Genomic DNA, 22,582 nt, shown 5'->3' with positions numbered 1-22,582 from the left:
ATTACTTCTGTCAGGCGCCGCGAAACACCGGCCGTCGCTTCTCCATGAACGCGCGCCGGCCCTCGATGTAGTCCTGGCTGTCGAAACAGCCCTTCACCAGGGCTTCGCATACCTCCAAGTCCGCGCTTTCGCCTCGCAGAAGTTCGCCGACACTGCGCTTGACGGCATGCATTGTCATCGGCGCGTTCTGCGCGATCGTGGCACAGTAGCGGCGCGTATACTCGTCGAGTGAGTCGTCTGATACGATCCGGTTGACCAGACCCATCTCGCGCGCTTCGACCGCCGAGAAATGCCTTGCGGTGAAGAAAATTTCCTTGGTGAAGGAGGGTCCGACCACTTCCATCAGCTTGCGAACACCCGCGGCGTCATAGCCGAGCCCGAGGCGAGCGGCCGGGATGCCGAAGCGGGCGTCCTCATTGGCTATACGAATGTCGCAACTGATGGCGATCGCCAGACCTCCGCCAATGCAGAAACCACGGATCATGGCGATCGTCGGTTTCGAGCAAGCTGTCAGCCGGCGGCTGGCTGCCTCGCTGATTTTTTCGTAGTGGGTGTTGCTCGCCGGGGAGGAACGCGCCGTCTCGAACTCCGAGATGTCGGCCCCGGAAACGAACGCCTGGTCGCCGGCACCCTTCAGCACGATTACCTTGACAGCGGGATCTTGCTCGAGACGATCGAAGATCCCCGGAATGGATTGCCACATATCGAGCGACACGGCATTGCGACGGGCCGGCTTGTTGAAGATGATCCAGCCGATCGGCGCATCGATTTCCGCCAACATGTTCTCGGTCGCAAGCGGGATATTCATTGGATTCGTCCTTGTGCAAGCGCCCGGATCGAGGTCGCACAGGCCGCGTTGCCGATCGCGGGCGACGCCCTGACAAACCAGGGAGCAGGAACCACGGCTCCGATCTGGATCGCGGGAGCTATTTGCATTGCTTGTCCAGAGCGCTCCCGGATCGGCTGATGCCCTTTGGAAAAGCCTGACTATCCGCTGACCGTCCGGCTACAGCAGAAACACCGCCATCCCGACCAGCACAACAGTGACAAGAATGATCGTGCCTGTGGTGGCGCTGGTAAAACTTGCCCACATCCTTTGCCTGTCTGCCGTCAACGATTCAATGCTGTCAGGTCCCGTGTACCGAACATTGCCTTGGCTAGCCATGGTATTCCTCAAGCAACCGTCTCCTGGGTATTTAGGACACCGCGGCATGCAACGACAAGAGGCCCCCACCGCGATGCCGGTCGCCGCCAGCCGGGTGCCAAGGATGGCGTTGACACCGACGCCTAGACCGCCGCCGCGATCGTTCAATCCAATGGATTGGCCAGGCAGGCGTCAGCCGCCGGCAAGCCTCCTGTTGCGCCGGAGGCAAACGCGGCCACGGCGGCAGGATAGATCGAGTGTTCCTGGTGCAAGACACGCCGAGCCAGGTCGTCCGCTGAATCTCCCGGTAGCACCGGCACCGCTGCCTGAGCCAGAATCGGTCCCGCATCCGCCTCCTGCGTAACGATGTGGACCGTGCAGCCGTGCAGCTTCACCCCGGCTCGCAATGCCCGCGCATGGGTTTTCAAGCCCGGAAATGACGGCAACAGACTCGGATGGATATTCAGCATGTGGCCTTGCCATGCCTGCACCAGGAACGGGGTCAGCAGCCTCATGTAGCCGGCCAGGCAGACGATTTCGATGTGCGCGGCGCGCAGCGTGGCATCGATTGCGCTTTCGTGGGCAGTACGATCTTGGCCGAACTCCCGATGGTCGATCGCCTCGGCCCGGACCCCGGCGCAGCGAGCAGCGGCCAAGCCAGCCGCATCGGGACGATTTGACAGCACAAGGTCGATACTGACCGGAAACGCTGGACTACGTGCGGCCGCCACCAGCGCTGCCATGTTGGACCCGCGTCCGCTGATCATGATGGCGGCGCGGCGTTTCAATGCAACCATCCCGCCGGCGCATCGATTCGCACGGCAGCCGAGCCGACGCCAGGCTCGATCACGCCGATACGGCTGACGGTTTCCCCTTCCGCCTGCAACAGCCCCGTCGCCGCATCAGCATCAGAGACAATCAAGGCCATGCCAACGCCGCAGTTGAAGACGCGCAGCATCTCGGCCGTCTCGACGCCGCCGGTCTTGGCCAGCCAGCCGAATACCGTGGGCACCGGCCAGGACGCATCCAGTGCCGCCACCATGTCGTCGGATAGGACACGCGGCAGGTTGCCCGGCAGTCCGCCGCCGGTGATATGTGCAGCCGCCTTCAGCAAGCCGGCACGGTGAAGCCTCAATACGGAACGCACATAGATCCGCGTCGGCCTCAGCACGGCACGTCCCAAGGTTTCGCCGGGCGCGAACGGCGCGGGGTCGGTCCAGCTTAAGCCCGTGGTCCCGATAATATGGCGGACAAGCGAGAACCCGTTCGAGTGTACGCCGGTGCTGGAAAGTCCAAGGATGGTATCACCGACCGCGACCGAACGAGGCAGCAGGTCGCCGCGTTCGGCGGCGCCGACCGCGAATCCGGCCAGGTCGTAATCCTTGTCGGCATACATTCCGGGCATCTCGGCGGTTTCACCGCCGACCAGGGCGCAACCGGCCTCGCGGCAACCTCGGGCAATACCGGCGATCACCACACGGGCATGATCGCCAGATAATCGGCCAGTGGCAAAATAATCCAGGAAAAACAGCGGTTCCGCGCCCTGGACCACCAGGTCGTTCACGCACATTGCCACCAGGTCGACGCCCACGGTGTCATGCAATCCTGTTTCGATGGCGATCTTGAGCTTGGTGCCGACGCCGTCGGTGCAGGACACCAGCACGGGATCGCGGAAACCGGCAGCTTTCAAGTCGAACAGCGCGCCAAATCCGCCTAGGCCTCCGATGACGCCGGTTCGCTTGGTCGCCCGGGCAAGCGGCTTGATGACCTCCACCAGCGCGTCACCGGCCGCGATATCAACCCCGGCCGTACTGTAATCAAACCGGCTCTGAGCCTGCGGCGGCGTACACGCGCCTTGGTTATCCGCACTCTTCATGGCAAACCTTTGGTCACCGCGGCCTTTGGTTGATCGGCACCTACAGAAACCATAGGCAGCCCACCGAATGCAATCGACAGCAGAGGCTTGAACTCCATGCCTGACGCCTCGCCAACCGAACGAGGGGCGACGAGATCTCTGGTAAACCTCGCCAATATCATAACTTTTGCGCGGCTGTGCGCCGTGCCGTTGGCATTTTGGCTTGTGCTGGCTCACCGAATCGATGACGCTTTCTTCTTGTTCATGGCCGCTAGCCTTTCCGACGCCCTCGATGGGTGGCTGGCGAGGCGTTACGGCGGGAACGCCGTCGGCGCGCTGATGGATCCGGTGGCCGACAAGGCGCTTCTGGTGACAATGTATATCACCCTGGCGACCGTGGGTGCGCTGCCGGACTGGCTCGCTATCCTGGTGGTGTTCCGCGACCTGCTGATCGTTGGAGGTGTGATCGTCAAGGCAGTGTTAGGACATGCGGTGGCAATCAGGCCGCTCTATATCTCTAAGCTGAATACCGTGATGCAGATCATGCTGGTCGGGATATGCCTGCTGCAGAGCGGCTTCGACCTGGGCATCCCCTGGATCCCGGCGATGCTGACGTGGTGTGTCGCTGCGACGACAATGGCCTCGGGCGCGGCCTATGTCTGGAATGCAGCGCGGGGCGATTGAGGTGGGAGACTGAATTGCCGGCAGACCGGGATCAGCTCGTGACAGAGGCGCCAGTGGAATCAATGCCGGCGGAGGCAATGCCGGCGGAACCGCCGAACCTGCCGCGGTCCGCGTTCCGCGCGACGCGGACGCAGCGTATCGCGGCGATCATCGGATTGCTGGTGGTTTTTTGGCTCGCTCTGCAGCTCTTTGCCTCGGTCCTTGCTCCGTTCGTCGCGGCGGCGGTGATCGCTTATGCACTGGATCCGGCGTCCAGCAAGTTGACACGGCTGGGTGTGCCTCGGGGCGTCGCGGCCTTGCTGATGATCCTGGCGGTAATTGTGGGCGTGCTATTGTTCGCCCTGCTGCTGTATCCGCTGGTCATCGTTCAGGTTGGCTTGTTGGTCAATCGCATCCCGCAATACGCCACGCTGCTACAAGGCTGGGCGCGGGAGGTGCTGACCGACTTGCAGCAAAATTTCGGCCCCGATGTCGTCAATGACAAGATTCGCGACGTCGTCAGCGGTCAGGCCGGGTCGATGCTGAGCATTCTGTTGTCCACGATTACCGGGTTGATCGGCAGCAGTTTCGCGATCTTCAATCTGCTGTCGCTGGCGGTTGTCACTCCGGTGGTGGGATTCTACCTGTTGCGTGACTGGCCGCGCGTCGTGGCCATGGTGGACTCTTGGCTGCCGTACCGCTACCGCGGCGTGATCCGAGCCCAGGCTCGGGAGGTCGATCGCATTCTGTCCGCTTGGGTGCGCGGCCAGGCGCTGTGCTGCCTGTTCCTGGCGCTTTACTACGCTGTCGGATTGACCTTGGCGGGGCTGGATCTGGGATTGATCGTGGGGCTGATGGCAGGCTTGCTGTCGTTCATCCCCTATGTGGGATCCATTACCGGCGGGGTCACCGCGATCGGCCTGGCTTTGGCGCAGTTCCCTCATTGGCGCGGAATTGCTTTCGTCGGTGCCGTGCTCATCGTTGGACAAATTCTGGAAGGTTACGTGATCTACCCACGCTTTCTGGGGGATCGAGTGGAATTGCCCGCGGTGTGGGTGATTTTCGCACTCTTCGCAGGCGGTGCGGCATTCGGCTTCCTCGGAGTGATGCTTGCGGTGCCGATCGCGGCAACCATCGGTGTTCTTGCTCGGTTCTGGCTGCGGCGGTATTTGGCGAGCCCGCTCTATCTTGATCCGCCTTCCGCCTGATGCCGCCCGAAAGCGTCCAAATGCTGCTGCCCTTCCCGCGGGCACCCAACTTCGACCCGCGGGATTTCGTGCCCGCGGCCTCGAACCAAGCGGCCCTGGCGTGGCTCGATGTCGATTGGCCTGACCGGCGACTGGCGCTGTGGGGACCGGGAGGGAGCGGCAAATCCCATTTGCTGCATGTTTGGGCGGAGCGCGTGGGGGCTCGAGTTTTGGCGGGTTCCAGTTTGCGGGATCTGGATGGCATGCCGGAAACTGGCGGGCTGGCGCTCGACGATGCCGACACCGTTGTCGCGGAGCCGCTCTTGTTGCATTTGCTGAACACCGCGCGCGATCGGGGATTGTGCGTCCTGCTGTCTGGCCATACCGCGCCGTCGCGTTGGCATGTGCGTCTGCCCGATCTATCCAGCCGGCTGCGTGCCATCACCGCCGCGGAGATCCGACCGCCAAGCGACGATCTGCTTGCCGTGCTGTTGGCGCGCCTGCTTGCGGACCGCCAACTGAGCGTGGCCCAACCGGTACAGGACTGGCTGCTGACGCAGATAGACCGCACCCCGGATGCACTGCGTCAGGCGGTCGCACGCTTGGACGACCTCAGTTTGACCGCCGGAAAGCCGATCACTCGTTCACTGGCGGCCAAACTGATCAGAAGCGAGGAATTTTCGCTGCTGGCAGGGGGCGTATCCGGCTTGTCACGCGGTGACCCCTCCTCATAGTTGCTGGGCTTCCTGTAGAGTGCCGTATGGTCAGGCGAAGGAACTGCATTGATGGTGCTCAAGGCCGATGCTGCGGAGCTAGCGGAACATTCGGTTGCGCCGGAGGCTGCTTCCACTCGGGTCAAGGTCAGACCGCATCCTGCTGGCGAAGCTGAAACGAGCCCTGACAGCCCGGAACGCTTCATCAATCGCGAGCTGTCCTGGCTTGATTTTAATCACCGCGTTCTGGAAGAAGCCGAGAACCCTCGTCACCCGCTGCTGGAACGACTGCGTTTCCTGTCGATCAGCGCATCCAATCTCGACGAGTTTTATTCGGTCAGGGTCGCGGCCCTGATCGGGCAGGCAAAAGCCGGGGCGACCCTTGTCTCGGCCGACGGCCGGACCGCCGCCCGGCAATTGACCGACATCAAACATCGCGCCGAGGTGCTGCTGGCTGACCAGCAACGTATCCTGAGCGAACTTCTGGACCTGCTTCGCAAGGCCCGAGTGGCTTTATGCGACGCCCACAGCGTATCCAGTGAGGACAAGGCATGGCTCGACGCCTGGTTCATGGAGCGGGTTTTTCCCGTTGTCACTCCGCTGGCGGTAGATCCAGCGCATCCGTTCCCATTCATCTCTAACTTCGGCCTGGTGCTTGCCCTTCATCTGGTCCGGGAGGATGACGGCCAGGGCATGCGCGGACTGTTGCCCTTGCCTAGCCAAATCGACCGTTTCGTCCGTCTGCCACCGAGCGATGAACGCGGTTCAATCCGGTTCATCTTGCTGGACGATCTGGTCGTGCTGTTCCTCGATCGGGTGTTCCCGGGTTTCCGGTTGGCCGGCCATGGCCTGTTCCGGGTTATCCGCGACACTGACGTTGAATTCGAGGAAGAGGCCGAGGACCTGGTGAGGTCGTACGAAACCGCGCTGAAGCGGCGGCGGCGTGGCGTGGCGATCCACTTGGAAATCGCGGCGGGGATGCCGCCGGAACTGCGTGAACTCGTGATTGACGAATTGGACGCGGCACCCGACGAGATCCACGACGACCAGCGCCTTCTGGGTCTTGCCGACCTGAAGCAGATGATCGTCGAGGACAGGCATGATCTGCTGTTCGCGCCTTATACGCCCCGCTTCCCCGAACGCATCCGTGACTTCGGCGGCGACTGCTTTGCCGCGATCCGCGCCAAGGATATCATCGTCCATCACCCGTATGAGAGCTTCGACGTCGTCGTACAGTTCCTGCGCCAGGCGGCGCAAGATCCAGCGGTGATTTCGATCAAGCAGACACTTTACCGCACCAGCCGTGACAGCACGATCGTGAACGCGCTGATCGAGGCCTCCGAAGCTGGCAAATCGGTCACCGCGATGGTCGAACTGCGGGCCCGGTTCGACGAAGAAGCCAACATCCGGCTGTCGCGTCGAATGGAAGCGGCCGGTGTGCAGGTTGTCTATGGCTTCGCGGGCCTGAAAACGCACGCCAAGCTGTCATTGGTGGTACGACGGGAGGCGGGTGCCATTCGATCATACGCCCACTTCGGCACCGGGAACTATCATCCCATCACGGCACGTATCTACACCGACCTAAGCTTCTTCACCACCGATCCCGCTCTGACACGCGACTCTGCCCGCCTGTTCAACTTCATGACCGGTTACGCGCGACCTGAAATCATGGAGGAATTGGGCTTCAGCCCGCTCACGACCCGCACCAAACTGCTGGCTCTGGTGCGTAAGGAAATCGCCTTCGCTCATGCCGGCAAAGCGGCCAATATCTGGCTGAAGATGAACAGCCTGACGGACGTTGAGCTGATCGATGCATTGTACGAAGCGTCTCGTGCCGGGGTAAGAGTCATGGCGGTAATCCGTGGGATTTGCTGCCTGCGACCAGGGGTGCCGGGGCTTTCGGATAATATCCGGGTCAAATCCATCGTCGGGCGCTTTCTGGAACACGGCCGTATCTACGTTTTCGGCGACGGCCATGTGATCCCAAGTCGCCATGCAAGGGTGTTTATCAGCTCCGCCGATTGGATGGAGCGAAACATGGACTGGCGTGTCGAGACCCTGGTGCCGATCCACAATCCCACCGTACATGCCCAGGTACTGGACCAGATCATGGTGATAAATCTGAAGGATTCGCTGCAATCTTGGGAATTGAACGCAGACGGCTCCTGGGCCCGCGTCGCACCCGGCCGCAAGCCGGTTTCTGCGCACGATTACTTCATGACCAACCCATCCCTGTCTGGCCGCGGTTCAGCTTTGCATGGCCCAGCGGTCGCTTCCCCGGTCACCACCCCGCGACGCCAAGATCGAGTGACGCAGGACTGACGATGCCGTTTGCTGCGCCTCCCCCGCTACCGCGATGCGGTGTTGTTGACCTGGGATCCAATTCGGTCCGATTGGTGGTTTACGAAGGCCACACACGTAACCCGATGCCGATTTTTAATGAAAAGGCGGTGCTTCGTTTGGGTCGCGGTCTTCAAGCCACGGGCCGTCTAAATCAAGAAGGTGTGGATCAGGCACTGACGGTTATGCATCGGTATCACGCGGTTGCGCGCGCCATGGGCGCCAAGCCGTTCGAGGTGCTGGCGACCGCCGCGGTACGCGATGCCGATAACGGACCGGCCTTCGTGAGCGCGCTGCGCGATCAAATGCCGGATGTGCCGATCCACATCCTTTCCGGTGTCGAGGAGGCTGCCTACTCCGCGGACGGCATGCTGTGCGGCATCCCGGCCGCAGATGGCGTACTCGCGGATATCGGCGGCGGCTCACTTGAGGTCGTGCGGCTGGTCCACGGCACACGAGGGCCGTCTCAGACCTTGCGGTTAGGCGTGATACGTATGGCGGAGCGGTCCGGCGGCGACCCGTTACGGGCACGGGCGATCGCCGAGGAAGATCTGCAGACCGTGCCATGGTTCGGCGACGCGGCCGGTGGCGATCTCTATCTTGTGGGGGGCGCCTGGCGGGCCTTGGCACGCATCCACATGGCGCAGACCGGATACCCGCTCAACATGGTGCATTATTATACCATCGACCGGGAAGCAGCTCGGGACCTGACAGGGATCATTTCCGCCGCGACACGCAAGGTCTTGGAACGCATCCCGGGGGCGCCTCGCCGGCGTATCGATGACCTGCCATTCGCGGCCGTGGCGCTTCGCCGCTTGTTGCGCGTAACCGCGGCGCCTCGGGTCATCTTCAGTGCCAGCGGGTTGCGCGAGGGCTGGTTCATGCGGCGGATGCCAACGGCAATACAGCAGCAGGACCCCCTGCTCAGTGCTGCCTGGGAATTGGCAGCGCGGCATGGTCGCGACCCTTCCTTGCCGCCGGCGCTGGTGGAATGGACCCAACCATTGTTCCCCGTGGAGACAGCCGCCGGGATGCGGTTGCGGGAAGCATTGTGCTGGATGTCGGACATCGGCAGCCACGACCATCCGGAATTTCGCGCGGAACAGGCATTCCTGCGCGTGCTGCGCCAGCCGGGAGTCGCACTGGATCATGCCTCCCGAGCCTTCCTGGCACTAGCCGTCGCGCTTCGGTACGAGGCAGCGTCGGACGCGCCCTTCCTGCGCCCTTCCCGTCTCCTGTTGGATGCCGATGCTGCCAATCGGGCCGAGGTTTTGGGGATTGCGCTCCGCTTGGCTTATACGCTCTCAGCCGGGACCAAGGATCTGTTGGCGGGCACGCGGTTGCGGATCGAGGGGCCGAGGCTGGTCCTGAGGTTGCAAGAAGGTAGCGGCGTGTTCGCCGGGGAAAGCGTGATCCGGCGGCTGGAGCGGGTGGCCCAGGTGGTCGGGCTGCAAGCGGCAACGGAACGGAATTCCGTCGCTGCCACGGAATGATCCGAAACTGCTGAACTGCCGAGTTTCGCGCCGGGGCGCAGCAAATTTGTCGATCGAAAGCAACCCATCCTAGGCTTCGGGATACGAAGCGGAGGCCCCACGCCAACAACCTTGTGCGGGTCCGAGGGGGGGGACGGATGGTCGAACGCACGACCTACGACGGTGTCATGGCAGCCCGGATCGACCGGTTGCCGCTGACGCGAGTGCAATGGCAGCTCGCGATTCTGGTGGAGGTCACCTGGGGCTTCATCATCTTCGACACCGATGGAATTGGGGCACGGCTGTATCCGTTCGTCTGGCGTCCAAACCACATCATCGATGTCGTACAGTACGCGGTGATTCAGGCGTTGCAGGTCGGTCTCGGCATCCTTCTCGGCGTATATCTCATGAGCTACGTCGCCGATCGCTACGGGCGCCGACCGGCGATCTTATTGGCGACCCTGCTCGGAGGTCTCTGTATCTGGCCTTTCGCCTATGTGACCGATTTCGCCTGGATGGTGGTGCTATCGGTGCTCAGCACACTCGGCGTCGGCGGGATCGTGGCCACGCACTCCACCTATCTGTCGGAAATGACCTCGCCGCAGGTGCGCAACCGCGTGCTTCTCACCTCTCAGGGTATCACGGCCGTGGTCGCGGTCGGCGTCAATCTTCTGGCGTTTGCCTGGATACCAAGCAACTGGCAGCTTTTCCTGTGGGTCAGCGCGGCGGTCGAGGTCGCGATCCTGTTGCCGCTGCTGTGGTGGCAATTGCCCGAATCACCCCGCTGGCTGGAGGCACATGGGCGTCACGAGGAAGCCGAACGGGTGATGACAATCTACGAACGGCGGTGTCAGGCGGCCTGTGCCGCGCCACTGCCGGAACCCAGCCCGATACTTGACCCGGTTATCGGCGCCGCCGGTGGATCGTGGACCGAGTTATTCACAAACCCGCATTATCGCGGCCGGACGTGGCTACTGATCGTTGTCTGGCTGTTCGCCTATGCCGGGCTGGTGTACGGCGTCGGCGCGTTCGCCGCCGTATTCATGGTGGACCACGGCGGGTCGGCACATTTTGTCTTCCTGACCATTGCCGTGGCTTATGCGGCCTTGTTCGTCGGTTTCCTGGTCAATGCACGCCTCGGGGACCAGATCGAGCGCCGCGAAGTGCTGTTCATCGCCGGCATGCTCTTCGCTTTCGCGTGGCTAGTGGCCTGGATGGTGCCTGATTTGTGGGTTATCGCCGGATGCTATGTGGTCAGCCGCGTCGGCACCGGACTGTTCCTGTTCAACCTGTATAATTACACCGCCGTGGCCTATCCAACCCGCATCCGCTCGAAAGCCTTCGCCTGGACCGACGGGCTGGGCCATCTAGGAGCCTGGGCTGGGGTGACGTTGCTGGGGCCACTCTATGCGCTTGGGCCAAACCACCTTGGCTGGATCCTGTGGATTATCATACCCGGCGCATTGCTCCCGGCAACGCTGATCAAGTTCGGTGGGATAAGACAGGGGCAAGCCGTGCTCGAGCAAATCTCGACTTGATTGGGCACGAGGGATCTCACGCGCCGCGGCCGGTTCGCCGAACCGGCCGTGCGTGCCCGGCAACCTCGCTGCCGGCTCGGTCTCAAACCCCTTGACGCTGTCGGTAGGATACGCCATCTGCGTTTAATCCGGACTGCGTTGGTCCGGATACACTTGCCACTCGGGACGCGGGGTTTTCAGGCCATGCTAAGGCTGTCGAAGCTGACGGACTATGCGGTGGTGGTGCTCGTGCGTCTTTCGGCGACGGGTCCCGTGCAGACCTCGCCAGGCATTGCCGCGGCAACCGGCATCCCCGAACCCACTGTCGCCAAGGTTTTAAAAGCACTTTCAGCGGGGGATCTCGTCGCTTCACAGCGAGGCGCCAAAGGTGGTTATCGCCTGAACCGCGACTTGGCCGAGATTCCGATCGCGGATGTGATCGCCGCCATCGACGGACCGATCGCTCTGACAGCTTGCGTCGACGGTTCGTTTTCAGGGTGCGAATCGCAACTCTGCCCCATGCGCGGACGATGGGATCCGGTTAACGATGCCATCCGTGATGCGTTGAACGGGATTACCTTGGCCGACATGCAAATTGGGCGCGTGGCGGTCCGGACACCAACGCAGCAGGCCCTCTTTCAATCCGCCGTCGAATAGGATTCTTCATGGCCGTTGGCACTGAAACGCTCGATACCGTCCATTCCATCACGCAAACTGGTTACAAATGGGGCTTCGAGACAGCGATCGAGATGGACCTCGCGCCGAAGGGGCTAAATGAGGACATCATCCGGCTGATTTCGCAGCGCAAGGAAGAGCCCAGTTGGATGCTGGACTGGCGGCTGAAAGCCTACGCCGCCTGGTTGAAGATGGACGAGCCACAATGGGCTCGGGTCGAGCACCCTCCGATCAATTATCAGGACCTGCACTACTACGCGGCTCCAAAGAAAAAGACTGGCCCAAAGAGTCTTGACGAGGTCGATCCTGAGTTACTGAAAATGTACGAGAAACTCGGCATCCCGCTGAAGGAACGGGCCATTCTCGCGGGCGTCGATGTCGATGCGGTCGAAGGTGCGCAGGTCGCGGTGGACGCGGTGTTCGATAGCGTTTCGGTTGCCACGACCTTTCAGGCGACATTGCGCGAAGCCGGGGTGATTTTTTGCCCGATCAGCGATGCCGTCCGCGAACATCCAGATCTCGTAAGGCAATACCTTGGCACGGTCGTGCCGACGGGCGACAACTTCTTCGCCGCGTTGAACAGTGCCGTGTTTACAGACGGGAGCTTCGTCTACATCCCCAAAGGCGTCCGCTGTCCGATGGAACTGTCGACCTATTTTCGCATCAATGCCCGAAACACGGGGCAGTTCGAGCGGACCCTCATCATTGCCGAGGCCGGAAGCCATGTGAGTTATCTGGAAGGCTGTACTGCCCCGCAGCGCGACGAAAATCAACTGCACGCCGCAGTCGTGGAACTCGTGGCACTTGACGATGCCCAGATCAAGTATTCGACAGTGCAGAATTGGTATCCAGGGGATGCCCAGGGTAAAGGCGGCATCTACAATTTTGTCACGAAGCGTGGCTCTTGCCGCGGCGCCCGGTCGAAAATCTCCTGGACACAGGTGGAAACCGGGTCAGCCATTACTTGGAAATATCCCTCCTGCGTGCTGCTCGGCGAGGAGAGCGTGGGCGAGTTCTATTCCGTTGCTGTGACAAACAATTATCAGCAAGCGGATACTGGTACAAAAATGATCCATATTGGCAAAGGATCGCGCAGTACGATTATCTCCAAGGGTATCAGCGCGGGACATTCGAACAACACTTATCGGGGCTTGGTCCGGATGCTTCCTAGCGCCTCGAATGCCAGGAATTTCACTCAATGCGACAGCTTGTTGATCGGCGATCGGGCCGGTGCCCACACCGTACCGTATATTGAAAGCCGCAACCTGTCGGCAACGGTGGAGCACGAGGCGACCACATCCAAAATCGCCGATGATCAGTTGTTCTACTGCCGGCAGCGTGGGCTGTCGGAGGAGGATGCCGTGGGCCTGATTGTCAACGGCTTCTGCAGGGATGTCTTGAAGGAACTTCCCATGGAGTTTGCCGTGGAGGCGCAAAAGCTTCTGACGGTATCACTCGAAGGGTCAGTGGGATAAAACAGATGTTGGATATCCGCGGCTTGGCCGCTTCGATCAACAACAAGACCATCCTGCACGGCATCGATCTGACGCTGCCCGAAGGCGAAGTCCACGCCATCATGGGGCCTAACGGTTCCGGCAAATCGACCCTCGGGTATGTGTTATCCGGACGGGAAGACTACGAAGTGATCTCGGGTTCCGTGACCTTCAACGGCGCCGATCTTTTGGCTATGGATCCGGAGGATCGGGCCGCGGCCGGGGTTTTTCTGGCCTTTCAAGCGCCGGTCGAATTGCCGGGCGTCAATAACGCCAATTTTCTCCGAACAGCGCTCAATGCGATCCGTCGTGCACATGGCGAAGCTGAACTGGACGCGGTGCAGTTTCTAAAGATGGCTCGCGTGGAGGCAAAGCGGCTGGCGATGCCGGACGACATGTTGAAGCGAAATGTCAATGTCGGCTTCTCCGGCGGCGAGAAGAAACGCAACGAGGTACTGCAGATGGCGATTTTACGCCCGAAGCTGGCAATCCTCGACGAGACCGATAGCGGTCTCGACATCGACGCGTTGAAGGTCGTTGCCGACGGGGTCAATGCGCTGCGCGGGCCGCAATTTTCGGCACTCGTCATCACCCATCATCAACGTCTGTTGGACTACTTGGTGCCCAATCGAGTGCATGTGCTGACACAAGGTCGGATCGTCCGCTCCGGCGGCCCGGAGTTGGCGAAGGAATTGGAAAAGAGCGGCTACGCCGGCCTGACTCAGGAGGCTGCGTGAATACTGGAACCGCAGGATATCTAGACCGGTACGATGGGCTCGTCGGTCTGCTTCCGGGTGATTCGGCGCTCCGAGCCGCTGCGGCTTCGGCGTTCCGGGCCTCGGGATTACCCGGTGGCAGGCAAAAGCGCCGGATGGAAGCATGGAAGTATACCAGTTTACGGTCGGTCGCCGAAGCCGATTTTCGCCGTGAGCCAACTCGTCCTCCGCAGGATGCTGAAGCCTTCTTGGCAGAATTGCAGTTACTGAATGCGCCCCGGATTGTGTTTGTCGATGGCGCGATTCGCCAAGATCTGACCATCAAACCCGAAATGGGATTTTCCCGCTTCGCCCAACGACCCGATTTCGGCACGCTGGCGTGGCCGGACCGGGAGCCGCTGGTTGCGTTGAACACGATGCTTGCCGCCGACGGCGCGGGGTTGCAGATACCCGCTGACCAAGATGGCGGAATCATTCAACTTGTCAGCGTCTGCTCAGACGGTGCCGACGTTCATCCGCGCCACAGCATTCACCTAGGCAAGGGATCCAAGCTGACCCTGGTTGAGGTTTCATCTGGGGAAGGATCGTATCTATTAAACACCGTTGCGGAAGTCCACGTAGGTCCCGGTTCGCATCTCACGCATATCCGCTTGCAGGATGAAGCGGTGGGAGCGTTTCACGTGTCGACCACGTACGCGTGCATTGGAGCCGGTGGGACCTATGACAGCTTTACACTGAACATCGGTGCGCGGCTGTCACGCACCGAGGTTCACACCCACCTTACGGGCACCGGAGCAATAGCCCACTTGAATGCAGCACAAATTCTTGCTGGGTCGCAGCACGGCGACTTCACGTCTATCGTGCGTCACGACGCACCGAGGTGCACGTCCCGCCAGACTGTAAAAAATGTCTTGGCTGGTCGGTCGCACGGTGTCTTCCAAGGCAAGATCGAGGTCGCTCGGGACGCCGTCAAGACCGACGGCTATCAGATGAACCAGACGCTGCTGCTGTCGCCGGATGCGGAAATTGACTCGAAACCCGAACTTGAGATTTTCGCCGACGACGTGAAATGCAGTCATGGCGCAACGGTCGGCGAGCTCGATACGGAGCAGCTTTTCTACCTTCGCAGTCGCGGTGTTTCAGAAATAGAGGCTCGTTCCATTCTGGTGCGTGCGTTCCTTGCCAACGGGCTGGCTTTGGTTTCAGACGATACCATCCGTGGCTGCCTTGAAGCCGGTGTCGCGCGCTGGTGGGAGAGGCAAAAACCATGAACATGATGACAATTCCGACCCTCCTTGACGTGGACCAGATACGGCGGGATTTCCCGATACTGAAACAGACTATCCGCGATAAGCCGCTCGTCTTTCTTGACAGCGCCGCGTCCGCCCAGAAGCCCCAGGCAGTGATCGACGCCATGGCTGACGCGATGCAGACCCAATATGCCAATGTTCATCGCGGTCTACACTGGATGAGCGAGCGGACTACCGAAGCTTATGAATCAGCCCGCGATGTCGTAGCGGAACTGATGAACGCGAACGATCGATCTGAGATCGTTTTCGTGCGAAACAGCACCGAGGCCATAAACCTGCTCGCCCATAGCTACGGCCGAGGCGTGTTGAAGCGCGGCCAAGCGGTTCTGATTTCAACCATGGAGCACCATTCCAATATCGTGCCTTGGCAGTTGCTGCGTGACGCTCACGGAATCGAACTGAGAGTGGCTCCGATCACCGACGCGGGCGAGCTGGACATGGCGGCGTTCGAGTCGCTGCTGGCGGATGGTAAGGTCGGGCTTGTCGCAATTACTCATATGTCGAATGTCCTCGGCACAATCACGCCAACGGAACGCATTGTGCGTATCGCCCACGCCTACGGCGCCAAGGTCATGTTCGACGGGTCGCAAGCCATTGTGCACCGCAAGGTGGATGTTCGCGCGCTAGATTGCGACTTCTACTGCTGGACCGGCCACAAGTTTTACGGGCCCACCGGTATCGGCGTTTTGTGGGGCAGACGCGACTTGCTGGATCGAATGCCGCCATTCCTCGGCGGTGGCGATATGATATCGTCGGTTACCTTCGAACAATCCACCTGGGCGGCAGTGCCGCACAAATTCGAGGCCGGCACGCCAGCAATTCTCGAGGGCATCGGCCTGAAAGCGGCGGTGGGCTACATTCGGGCGATTGGCTACGATGCCATGGTGGCGCATGAGTCATCGTTGACGGAATACGCCTTGTCCCGCCTGGCAGAGATGGAGGGGATAAGGGTCCTCGGCAACGCGCAGGAACGCGGCGGGGTAGTCTCTTTCGTGGTAGACAAAGCGCACGCCCACGATGTGGCGACTTTACTGGATCGTCAGGGGATCGCAGTGCGAGCCGGGCACCACTGCGCCGAACCGCTGATGCATCGCTTCAATCTGGAAAGCACCGCTCGGGCTAGCTTCGGCATTTACACAACCCGCGCCGAGGTCGACGCGCTGGTTGATGGGTTGGTTAGAGTACGGGAGTTTTTTCAATGACGCAGTCGGACAGCTTCGACGATCTGCGTGACTTGTATCAAGATCTTATCCTGGATCATGGACGCCGACCGCGCCATGCTGGGCGCTTGGATAGCTTCGACGCTTCCGCGCGGGGCGACAACCCGATGTGCGGGGACCGCGTCGAAGTCTGGGTGAAGATGATTGCCGACCGAATCGGTCGCGTGGGTTTTGAGGCCCGTGGCTGCGCGATCAGCATTGCCTCCGCTGACCTGATGGTAGAGACAGTGCGAGATCGCGACCAAGCGGATACTCAGGCGCTTTTTGAGGCTTTCCAAACGATGGCGCGCACCGGCGGTTGCCCGGACTGCAAAGATGAGCTTGCCGAACCGTTGCGGCGTCTCGCACCGTTGGCGGGTGTTCACGAGTATCCCTCCCGAGTAAAATGCGCGACTCTGCCTTGGCACGCTCTGATTGCCGCGCTGAACGGTTCGAAGGAGGCAAGCAGTGAGTGAGTTGACCCCACCGACGGCATGGACACCGGATGGCGAAACGCCGATCGCGAATGCGCCGCGACTTCCGAGTGAAGACACCCTGATCGAAGCGATCGCCACTGTCTACGACCCTGAAATCCCTGTTAATATTTATGAGTTGGGTCTGATCTACGTAGTGGAGATAGACGATGGCGGGGCGGTGAAAGTCGAGATGACGTTGACAGCACCCGGCTGTCCCAGCGCTCAGGAACTGCCTGAGCAAGTGCGAAGCGCCGTATCGTCGGTTGCAGGTGTAACGTCATGCCGAGTTGAAACGGTTTGGGATCCTCCCTGGGACCCTTCGCGCATGACCGAAGAGGCTCGCCTGCAGTTGAATATGTTTTGATCGAAGCGACACAAGGCTGAATGATGAGCACCACGACGACTGTCCCCCGCAAGACTCGCTCCTTGCCGCCACTTATGACCCTGACGGACGCCGCAGCAGAGCGGCTGCGACAGCTGTACGCCAAAGGTGAGCAGGGCATGCTTCTCCGCATCGGCGTGAAGACCAAGGGTTGCTCTGGCATGTCGTACGACATGTCTTGGACCGTTGAACCGGCATCCTCGGATGAAGTTGTGACAGACAGAGGTTTGACGGTTCTGGTTGACCGAAAAGCGTCATTGTTCTTGATCGGGACGGTGATGGACTATGAGATTAAGGACCTGACGGCTGGGTTTACTTTTGTCAATCCGAATGAGAAGGGGCGGTGCGGATGCGGCGAGAGCTTTCATGTTTGATGCCGTACGGTAGCATTTAGGCAGTAGTGCGCTGGCTTCATTTGATCGTTTCACTGAGCGGAATTCAGCTAATATCATTAGTCTTGTCTCGCTTAAACCTTGGCTCGACTCCGGCGTCCTCTACGGCTCTTGCTGCCTTCGTTCTCGGCCAAAGTCGGCCCAGATTGCCCAGCCTTTGAATTGGACCTACTGTTCCGTGACAGCGAGTAGCTGAAGCAGCATAAGTGCTTGGCGAGTACGCGTAAGGCGGCGTATCGAGCCGCTGGGAACAGGAGTTCGATTTGCATCCGACCGACATCAAGAATCCAGACTATTTCCACAAGGTGGTCGATTGCCAATGGGCCTGTCCCGCCCACACCCCTGTTCCGGAATACATCCGGCTGATTGCCGCTGGGCGTTATGCGGACGCGTTCATGATCAATTGGGAGTCGAACGTATTCCCTGGAATCCTCGGGCGCACGTGCGACCGACCCTGCGAGCCGGCCTGCCGTCGCGTGCGGGTGGAAGAGCAGCCGGTTGCCATCTGTCGGCTCAAGCGAGTGGCGGCAGACTACAAGGGCGACGTCAGCGACCGTATGCCGACGGTTCCGCAGATCCGTAACGGCAAAAGACTTGCCCTTGTGGGAGCCGGGCCGGCCTCCTTGACCGTTGCCCGGGACCTAGCGCCATTGGGCTACCATCTCGTGATCTTTGACGGCGATAACCGCGCCGGCGGTATGATCCGAAGCCAGATTCCAAAGTTCCGACTTCCGGAAGAGGTAATTGACGAGGAAGTTGGCTACATTGCGTCCATGGGGCCGGAAATGCGGCTGGGCCATCAAGTAGACAGCCTCGAGCGTTTGCTGGGCGACGGATTTGATGCGGTCTTCGTCGGTTCCGGTGCGCCGCGCGGACGGGACCTGGACCTGCCGGGGCGGCGGGAAGCTGCCGCTAACATCCACATCGGGATCGACTGGCTGTCGTCCGTCTCATTTGGTCATATCAACAAGATCGGCCGACGCGTTATCGTACTTGGCGGCGGCAATACAGCGATGGACTGCTGTCGCTCGTCCCGCCGCTTAGGCGGGGACGATGTAAAAGTCATAGTCCGCTCGGGTTTCGAGGAAATGAAGGCCTCGCCTTGGGAAAAGGAAGACGCGATCGCTGAGGACATTCCGATCCTGAATTTCCTGGTGCCGAAAGAATTCAAGCACGCCAACGGAAAGCTTTACGGGATGACCTTTGAGAAGGTAAAAGCCGAATTCGACCACCGAGGTCGGCGCCGACTCGTGCCGACAAACGAACCCGATGTTTTCTTCGAATGCGACGACGTTCTGGTGGCGGTCGGGCAGGAGAACGCATTTCCCTGGATCGAGCGACACATCGGTCTATCCTTCAACGAATTGGACATGCCGGTGGTAAACGAGACCACCTTCCAGTCTACCGAACCACGGGTTTTCTTCGGTGGCGACTCGGCATTCGGGCCAAAGAATATCATTTGGGCAGTTGCTCACGGGCATCAGGCGGCGATATCGATCCATCGCTTCTGCCAGGGGGCCGATGTCAATGAACGGCCACCACCAATGGTTACCCTCGCCAGTCAGAAAATGGGGATTCACGAGTGGAGCTACGACAACGATATTTCCCTCGATTTGCGCTTCAAGGTTCCACATCGAGACAAGGATGTCGCGCTCAAGGATATCAGGTCAGAAGTAGAGCTCGGCTTCGATGACCAACTGGCTTTCGCCGAGGCGCAACGATGCTTGAACTGCGATGTGCAGACGGTATTCACTGACAGTCTGTGCATCGAGTGCGACGCCTGCGTTGACATATGTCCCGTCGATTGCATCACCTTCACGGATAACGGCGATGAGGCGGAGTTAAGAACCCGCTTAATGGCGCCTGCCCACAACAAGGACCAGGCGCTTTACGTTTCGGGGCTCTTGAAGACCAACCGAATCATGGCGAAGGACGAGGACGTCTGTCTGCACTGCGGGCTTTGTGCAGAACGCTGCCCCACGGGCGCGTGGGATATGCAACGCTTTTTGATCGATGTGGCCCAGGCCAAGAACGCATGCTGCAGCAATTAGACCGCCAGAAAGGCCTCCAGCGGGTCAACGACTTCGTTGTCAAGTTTGCCAACGTCAATGGATCGGGCTCAGCGAGTGCGAACGCCCTGTTCGCAAGATCGGTCCTGCGCATGGGGATAGCTGCAACGCCGCGCAACATCTTTCCATCCAACATTCAGGGATTGCCGACCTGGTACGAAGTCCGGATTTCCGATGCCGGGCATTTGGCGGCGCGTGGTGGCGGTCCCGACCTGATGGTGGCGATGAACCCGCAGACCTGGGATCAGGACGTAAGGTCGATCGAGGCTGGTGGGTATCTGTTCTTTGACAATACCAAGCAGATGCCAGCCGCGAAGTTCCGTTCAGATGTCGTTGTCGTAGGCGTGCCGCTGACCGAGATAACGAACAAAGCCTATAGTGATCCCCGGCAGCGGCAGTTGTTCAAGAATATCGTTTCTTTGGGCGCACTTTCTGCTCTGATCGAGTTGGACCCCGTAGTCATCGAGCAACTGCTGGACGAGCAGTTCAGGGGGCGCGAGAAACTGATCGCAGCGAATGTGGAGGCGCTGCATTTGGGCCGCGATTGGCTGCAACGGAACCTGACTTGGCCAATAGGCCTGACGCTTCGGCCTTCAGACACGGTCGGTGACCGCATTTTCATCGACGGCAATAGTGCTGCGGCGCTAGGCGCTGTCTACGGCGGTGCCACTGTCTGTGCCTGGTATCCGATTACACCGTCAACCTCCTTGGCCGAGGCTTTTGCGCGATACTGCGGTCGGATGCGCATCGATAAGGCCGGGAAGAAGAGTTTTGCCATCGTCCAGGCGGAAGACGAGTTGGCGTCGATCGGGATGGTGATCGGGGCAGCTTGGAACGGGGCGCGGGCGTTCACGGCGACCTCGGGGCCGGGTATCTCGCTGATGCAGGAATTCGTCGGCTTGGCGTATTTCGCCGAAATCCCGGCCGTGATTTTCGACGTCCAACGTGCCGGTCCTTCGACCGGCATGCCGACTCGCACCCAGCAGACCGACATCACGGCATGCGCCTACGCCTCGCATGGTGACACGAAGCACGTGCTGCTGATCCCCGAAGACCCTCATGAGTGTTTCGAATTCGCCGCTCTCGCGTTTGATCTCGCGGACCGTCTTCAGACCCCGATATTTGTCATGCTTGATCTCGAGATCGGCATGAATGAGCGATTGACCAAGCCCTTTCAATGGGACGATCGCCGCCGTATGGATCGGGGCAAGGTCATGTCGGCCGAGGCGCTCGAAGCGGGAAAACTGTTTGGCCGCTACCTGGATGTGGATGACGACGGGATCGCCTACCGGACCCTGCCAGGTACCCATCCCACGAGAGGCGCTTTCTTCACTCGCGGAACGTCGAAGGACCGCATGGCGCGCTATTCCGAAGAAGGTGCCGACTACCGGGAAAACATGGAGCGTCTGCTAAAGAAGCATGCCACCGCCCGACGTCTGGTGCCGCCGGCAATTGAGCGGAAGGCTGATGAGCCAACGCGTCTCGGCGCGGTCTATTACGGATCGACCAGCCCCGCGATTGCCGAGGCTGACCTGTTGCTGGCCGGACAGGGCATTCACCTGGACTTGCTGCGGGTGCGTGGATTTCCATTCGGGGACGAAGTGACAGCGTTCATCGACCTTCATGACCGCGTCTACGTCGTCGAGCAAAACCGCGATGGCCAGTTGCGATCCTTGCTGGTCAACGAACTCGAAATCGATCCGAAGAAGCTGACCAAGGTGCTGCATTACGACGGCACTCCTATCAGCGCACGGTTCATAGCCACCGCCATCGCCGACCTTGTTCAAGAGGCCGTTTCATGACCTTCCTTTCGAAGCCGAAGTTGCATCATCCGGAATTGTTGAAAAACAGCCTCGGACATACACGGCGAGATTACGAAGGCGCCATATCGACGCTGTGTGCAGGTTGCGGGCACGACTCGATCAGTGCCGCGATTGTCAGGGCGTGCTTTGACCTTGAACTGCCGCCACACCGAATCGCCAAACTGTCTGGAATTGGCTGCTCGTCGAAGACGCCAACCTATTTCCTCGGGGCGTCGCATGGTTTTAACTCGGTACACGGACGAATGCCATCCGTGCTGACTGGAGCCAACTTGGCAAATCGAGATCTGATCTATCTCGGCGTCTCCGGCGATGGTGATAGTGCTTCGATCGGTCTGGGCCAGTTCGCGCACGCCATGCGGCGCGGTGTCAACATGGTCTATATTGTAGAGAATAATGGTGTTTACGGACTGACGAAAGGTCAGTTTTCCGCAACCTCCGATAAAGGTGCTGTATCGAAACGTGGTTTGCAGAACAGCGATGAGGCGATTGATCTCGTCGGGATGGCGCTGCAGCTTGGCGCCACCTTCGTCGCCCGCAGCTTTTCGGGCGACAAGACGCAGCTAGTGCCGCTGATTGAGGCCGCGTTGAAGCATGAAGGAGCTGCCTTCATCGACTGTATTTCGCCTTGTGTCGCGTTCAATAACCATGAAGGGTCGACGAAGAGTTTCGACTACGTACGCGAGCACAATGCTGCGGTCAATTATTTGGATGTTATTTCAGAACGTCCTGAAATCACAGTGGACTTCGCCCCAGGTTCGGTAGAGGTAGTGTCGCAACATGATGGATCCGTGCTGCGGTTGCGAAAGCTCAATGCCGATTACGACATGCACGACCGCATTTCGGCACTGAGTTTCATGCAACAGCGCCATGCGTCAGGAGAGATCGTAACCGGTCTTCTCTATGTAGATCCTAATCCGCGCGATCTCCACGCACATCTGCAGACATCCGACCAGCCATTAAATGATTTGCAGGACGATACCCTCGTTCCAGGCTCATCAATGTTGACGCGGATCAACGCGGGCTTGCGATAGGTGCTTCGATAAAGCCTCGCGAGCTGCGGGTGTGCGCCGAGAACAAGGGTCACAAGGCTGTTCAGCGGCGTCGTGATCCGCGCACAGCCCATTCCCTGCTCCTCGGCTTCTGTGAACGCCCCGGT

The 22,582-nt window shown here is 60.1% G+C and carries 20 protein-coding genes; 17 read left to right on the top strand and 3 right to left on the bottom strand.

Translation table 11 applies throughout. The features are described from left to right. Positions 1–10: 10 nt before the first annotated feature. The 3 genes from ACQY4T_RS04475 to purM all read right to left on the bottom strand — a co-directional run bounded on the left by ACQY4T_RS04475 (position 11) and on the right by purM (position 3,020). Positions 11–808, bottom strand: a complete 798-nt coding sequence (locus ACQY4T_RS04475; RefSeq protein WP_428538232.1) for an enoyl-CoA hydratase — start codon at positions 806–808, stop codon at positions 11–13. A gap of 500 nt (positions 809–1,308) precedes the next feature. Beyond that, positions 1,309–1,941: a phosphoribosylglycinamide formyltransferase gene (purN, locus tag ACQY4T_RS04470; protein WP_428538229.1), complete on the bottom strand. Its 633-nt coding sequence runs from the start codon at positions 1,939–1,941 to the stop codon at positions 1,309–1,311. Next, entirely contained in the window at positions 1,929–3,020 is a 1,092-nt protein-coding gene (gene purM, locus ACQY4T_RS04465; RefSeq protein WP_428538226.1) for a phosphoribosylformylglycinamidine cyclo-ligase, read from the bottom strand. Before purM ends, purN begins: the two co-directional genes overlap by 13 nt. A 96-nt stretch (positions 3,021–3,116) precedes the next feature. Here purM and ACQY4T_RS04460 point away from each other — a divergent pair, with 96 nt between their 5' ends. The 17 genes from ACQY4T_RS04460 (at position 3,117) to ACQY4T_RS04380 (ending at position 22,457) form a co-directional block, all read left to right on the top strand. Then, a complete protein-coding gene (locus ACQY4T_RS04460; RefSeq protein WP_428538223.1) occupies positions 3,117–3,683 on the top strand; it encodes a CDP-alcohol phosphatidyltransferase family protein in 567 nt (188 codons plus the stop codon). A gap of 38 nt (positions 3,684–3,721) precedes the next feature. Beyond that, on the top strand, positions 3,722–4,870 hold the full coding sequence (locus ACQY4T_RS04455; RefSeq protein ID WP_428538220.1) for an AI-2E family transporter: 1,149 nt from the start codon (positions 3,722–3,724) through the stop codon (positions 4,868–4,870). Continuing rightward, positions 4,870–5,583, top strand: a complete 714-nt coding sequence (locus ACQY4T_RS04450) for a chromosomal replication initiator DnaA (RefSeq protein WP_428538217.1) — start codon at positions 4,870–4,872, stop codon at positions 5,581–5,583. The genes ACQY4T_RS04455 and ACQY4T_RS04450 overlap by 1 nt, the downstream gene beginning before the upstream one ends. Positions 5,584–5,634: 51 nt before the next feature. Continuing rightward, positions 5,635–7,884: an RNA degradosome polyphosphate kinase gene (locus ACQY4T_RS04445; protein ID WP_428538214.1), complete on the top strand. Its 2,250-nt coding sequence runs from the start codon at positions 5,635–5,637 to the stop codon at positions 7,882–7,884. Between the two features lie 2 nt (positions 7,885–7,886). Further along, on the top strand, positions 7,887–9,395 hold the full coding sequence (locus ACQY4T_RS04440) for a Ppx/GppA family phosphatase (RefSeq protein WP_428538211.1): 1,509 nt from the start codon (positions 7,887–7,889) through the stop codon (positions 9,393–9,395). Between the two features lie 137 nt (positions 9,396–9,532). Further along, positions 9,533–10,912, top strand: coding sequence for an MFS transporter (locus ACQY4T_RS04435; RefSeq protein ID WP_428538208.1), 1,380 nt, complete (start codon positions 9,533–9,535; stop codon positions 10,910–10,912). A 183-nt stretch (positions 10,913–11,095) separates the two neighbouring features. Continuing rightward, positions 11,096–11,548 carry an SUF system Fe-S cluster assembly regulator gene (locus tag ACQY4T_RS04430; protein ID WP_428538205.1) on the top strand — a complete coding sequence of 151 codons (453 nt, stop codon included), beginning with the start codon at positions 11,096–11,098 and terminating at the stop codon, positions 11,546–11,548. 8 nt (positions 11,549–11,556) lie between these two features. After that, positions 11,557–13,041, top strand: a complete 1,485-nt coding sequence (gene sufB / locus ACQY4T_RS04425; protein ID WP_428538202.1) for a Fe-S cluster assembly protein SufB — start codon at positions 11,557–11,559, stop codon at positions 13,039–13,041. Positions 13,042–13,046: 5 nt separating this feature from the next. Further along, a complete protein-coding gene (sufC, locus tag ACQY4T_RS04420) occupies positions 13,047–13,796 on the top strand; it encodes a Fe-S cluster assembly ATPase SufC (RefSeq protein ID WP_428538199.1) in 750 nt (249 codons plus the stop codon). Continuing rightward, positions 13,793–15,046, top strand: a complete 1,254-nt coding sequence (gene sufD / locus ACQY4T_RS04415) for a Fe-S cluster assembly protein SufD (protein ID WP_428538196.1) — start codon at positions 13,793–13,795, stop codon at positions 15,044–15,046. The genes sufC and sufD overlap by 4 nt, the downstream gene beginning before the upstream one ends. Beyond that, positions 15,043–16,287 (top strand): aminotransferase class V-fold PLP-dependent enzyme, encoded by a 1,245-nt coding sequence (locus tag ACQY4T_RS04410; RefSeq protein WP_428538193.1) that lies wholly within the window; start codon positions 15,043–15,045, stop codon positions 16,285–16,287. Before sufD ends, ACQY4T_RS04410 begins: the two co-directional genes overlap by 4 nt. Continuing rightward, on the top strand, positions 16,284–16,760 hold the full coding sequence (sufU, locus tag ACQY4T_RS04405) for a Fe-S cluster assembly sulfur transfer protein SufU (RefSeq protein ID WP_428538190.1): 477 nt from the start codon (positions 16,284–16,286) through the stop codon (positions 16,758–16,760). Before ACQY4T_RS04410 ends, sufU begins: the two co-directional genes overlap by 4 nt. Further along, entirely contained in the window at positions 16,753–17,124 is a 372-nt protein-coding gene (locus ACQY4T_RS04400) for an SUF system Fe-S cluster assembly protein (RefSeq protein ID WP_428538187.1), read from the top strand. Before sufU ends, ACQY4T_RS04400 begins: the two co-directional genes overlap by 8 nt. A 23-nt stretch (positions 17,125–17,147) precedes the next feature. Beyond that, a complete protein-coding gene (locus ACQY4T_RS04395; protein ID WP_428538184.1) occupies positions 17,148–17,516 on the top strand; it encodes a HesB/IscA family protein in 369 nt (122 codons plus the stop codon). A gap of 281 nt (positions 17,517–17,797) precedes the next feature. Next, positions 17,798–19,585, top strand: a complete 1,788-nt coding sequence (locus ACQY4T_RS04390) for an FAD-dependent oxidoreductase (protein WP_428538181.1) — start codon at positions 17,798–17,800, stop codon at positions 19,583–19,585. Next, positions 19,570–21,405 carry a 2-oxoacid:acceptor oxidoreductase subunit alpha gene (locus ACQY4T_RS04385; protein ID WP_428538178.1) on the top strand — a complete coding sequence of 612 codons (1,836 nt, stop codon included), beginning with the start codon at positions 19,570–19,572 and terminating at the stop codon, positions 21,403–21,405. The genes ACQY4T_RS04390 and ACQY4T_RS04385 overlap by 16 nt, the downstream gene beginning before the upstream one ends. After that, the gene (locus ACQY4T_RS04380) at positions 21,402–22,457 is read left to right on the top strand and encodes a 2-oxoacid:ferredoxin oxidoreductase subunit beta (RefSeq protein ID WP_428538175.1); all 1,056 of its coding nucleotides are present in this window, start codon (positions 21,402–21,404) and stop codon (positions 22,455–22,457) included. Before ACQY4T_RS04385 ends, ACQY4T_RS04380 begins: the two co-directional genes overlap by 4 nt. Positions 22,458–22,582: the final 125 nt, after the last annotated feature.

The organism is Rhodopila sp. (assembly GCF_965277825.1).
Taxonomy (GTDB): Bacteria; Pseudomonadota; Alphaproteobacteria; order Acetobacterales; family Acetobacteraceae; genus Rhodopila.
The sequence above is the reverse complement of the archived record's forward strand: the minus strand, read 5'-3'. Positions and strand labels throughout refer to the sequence as shown.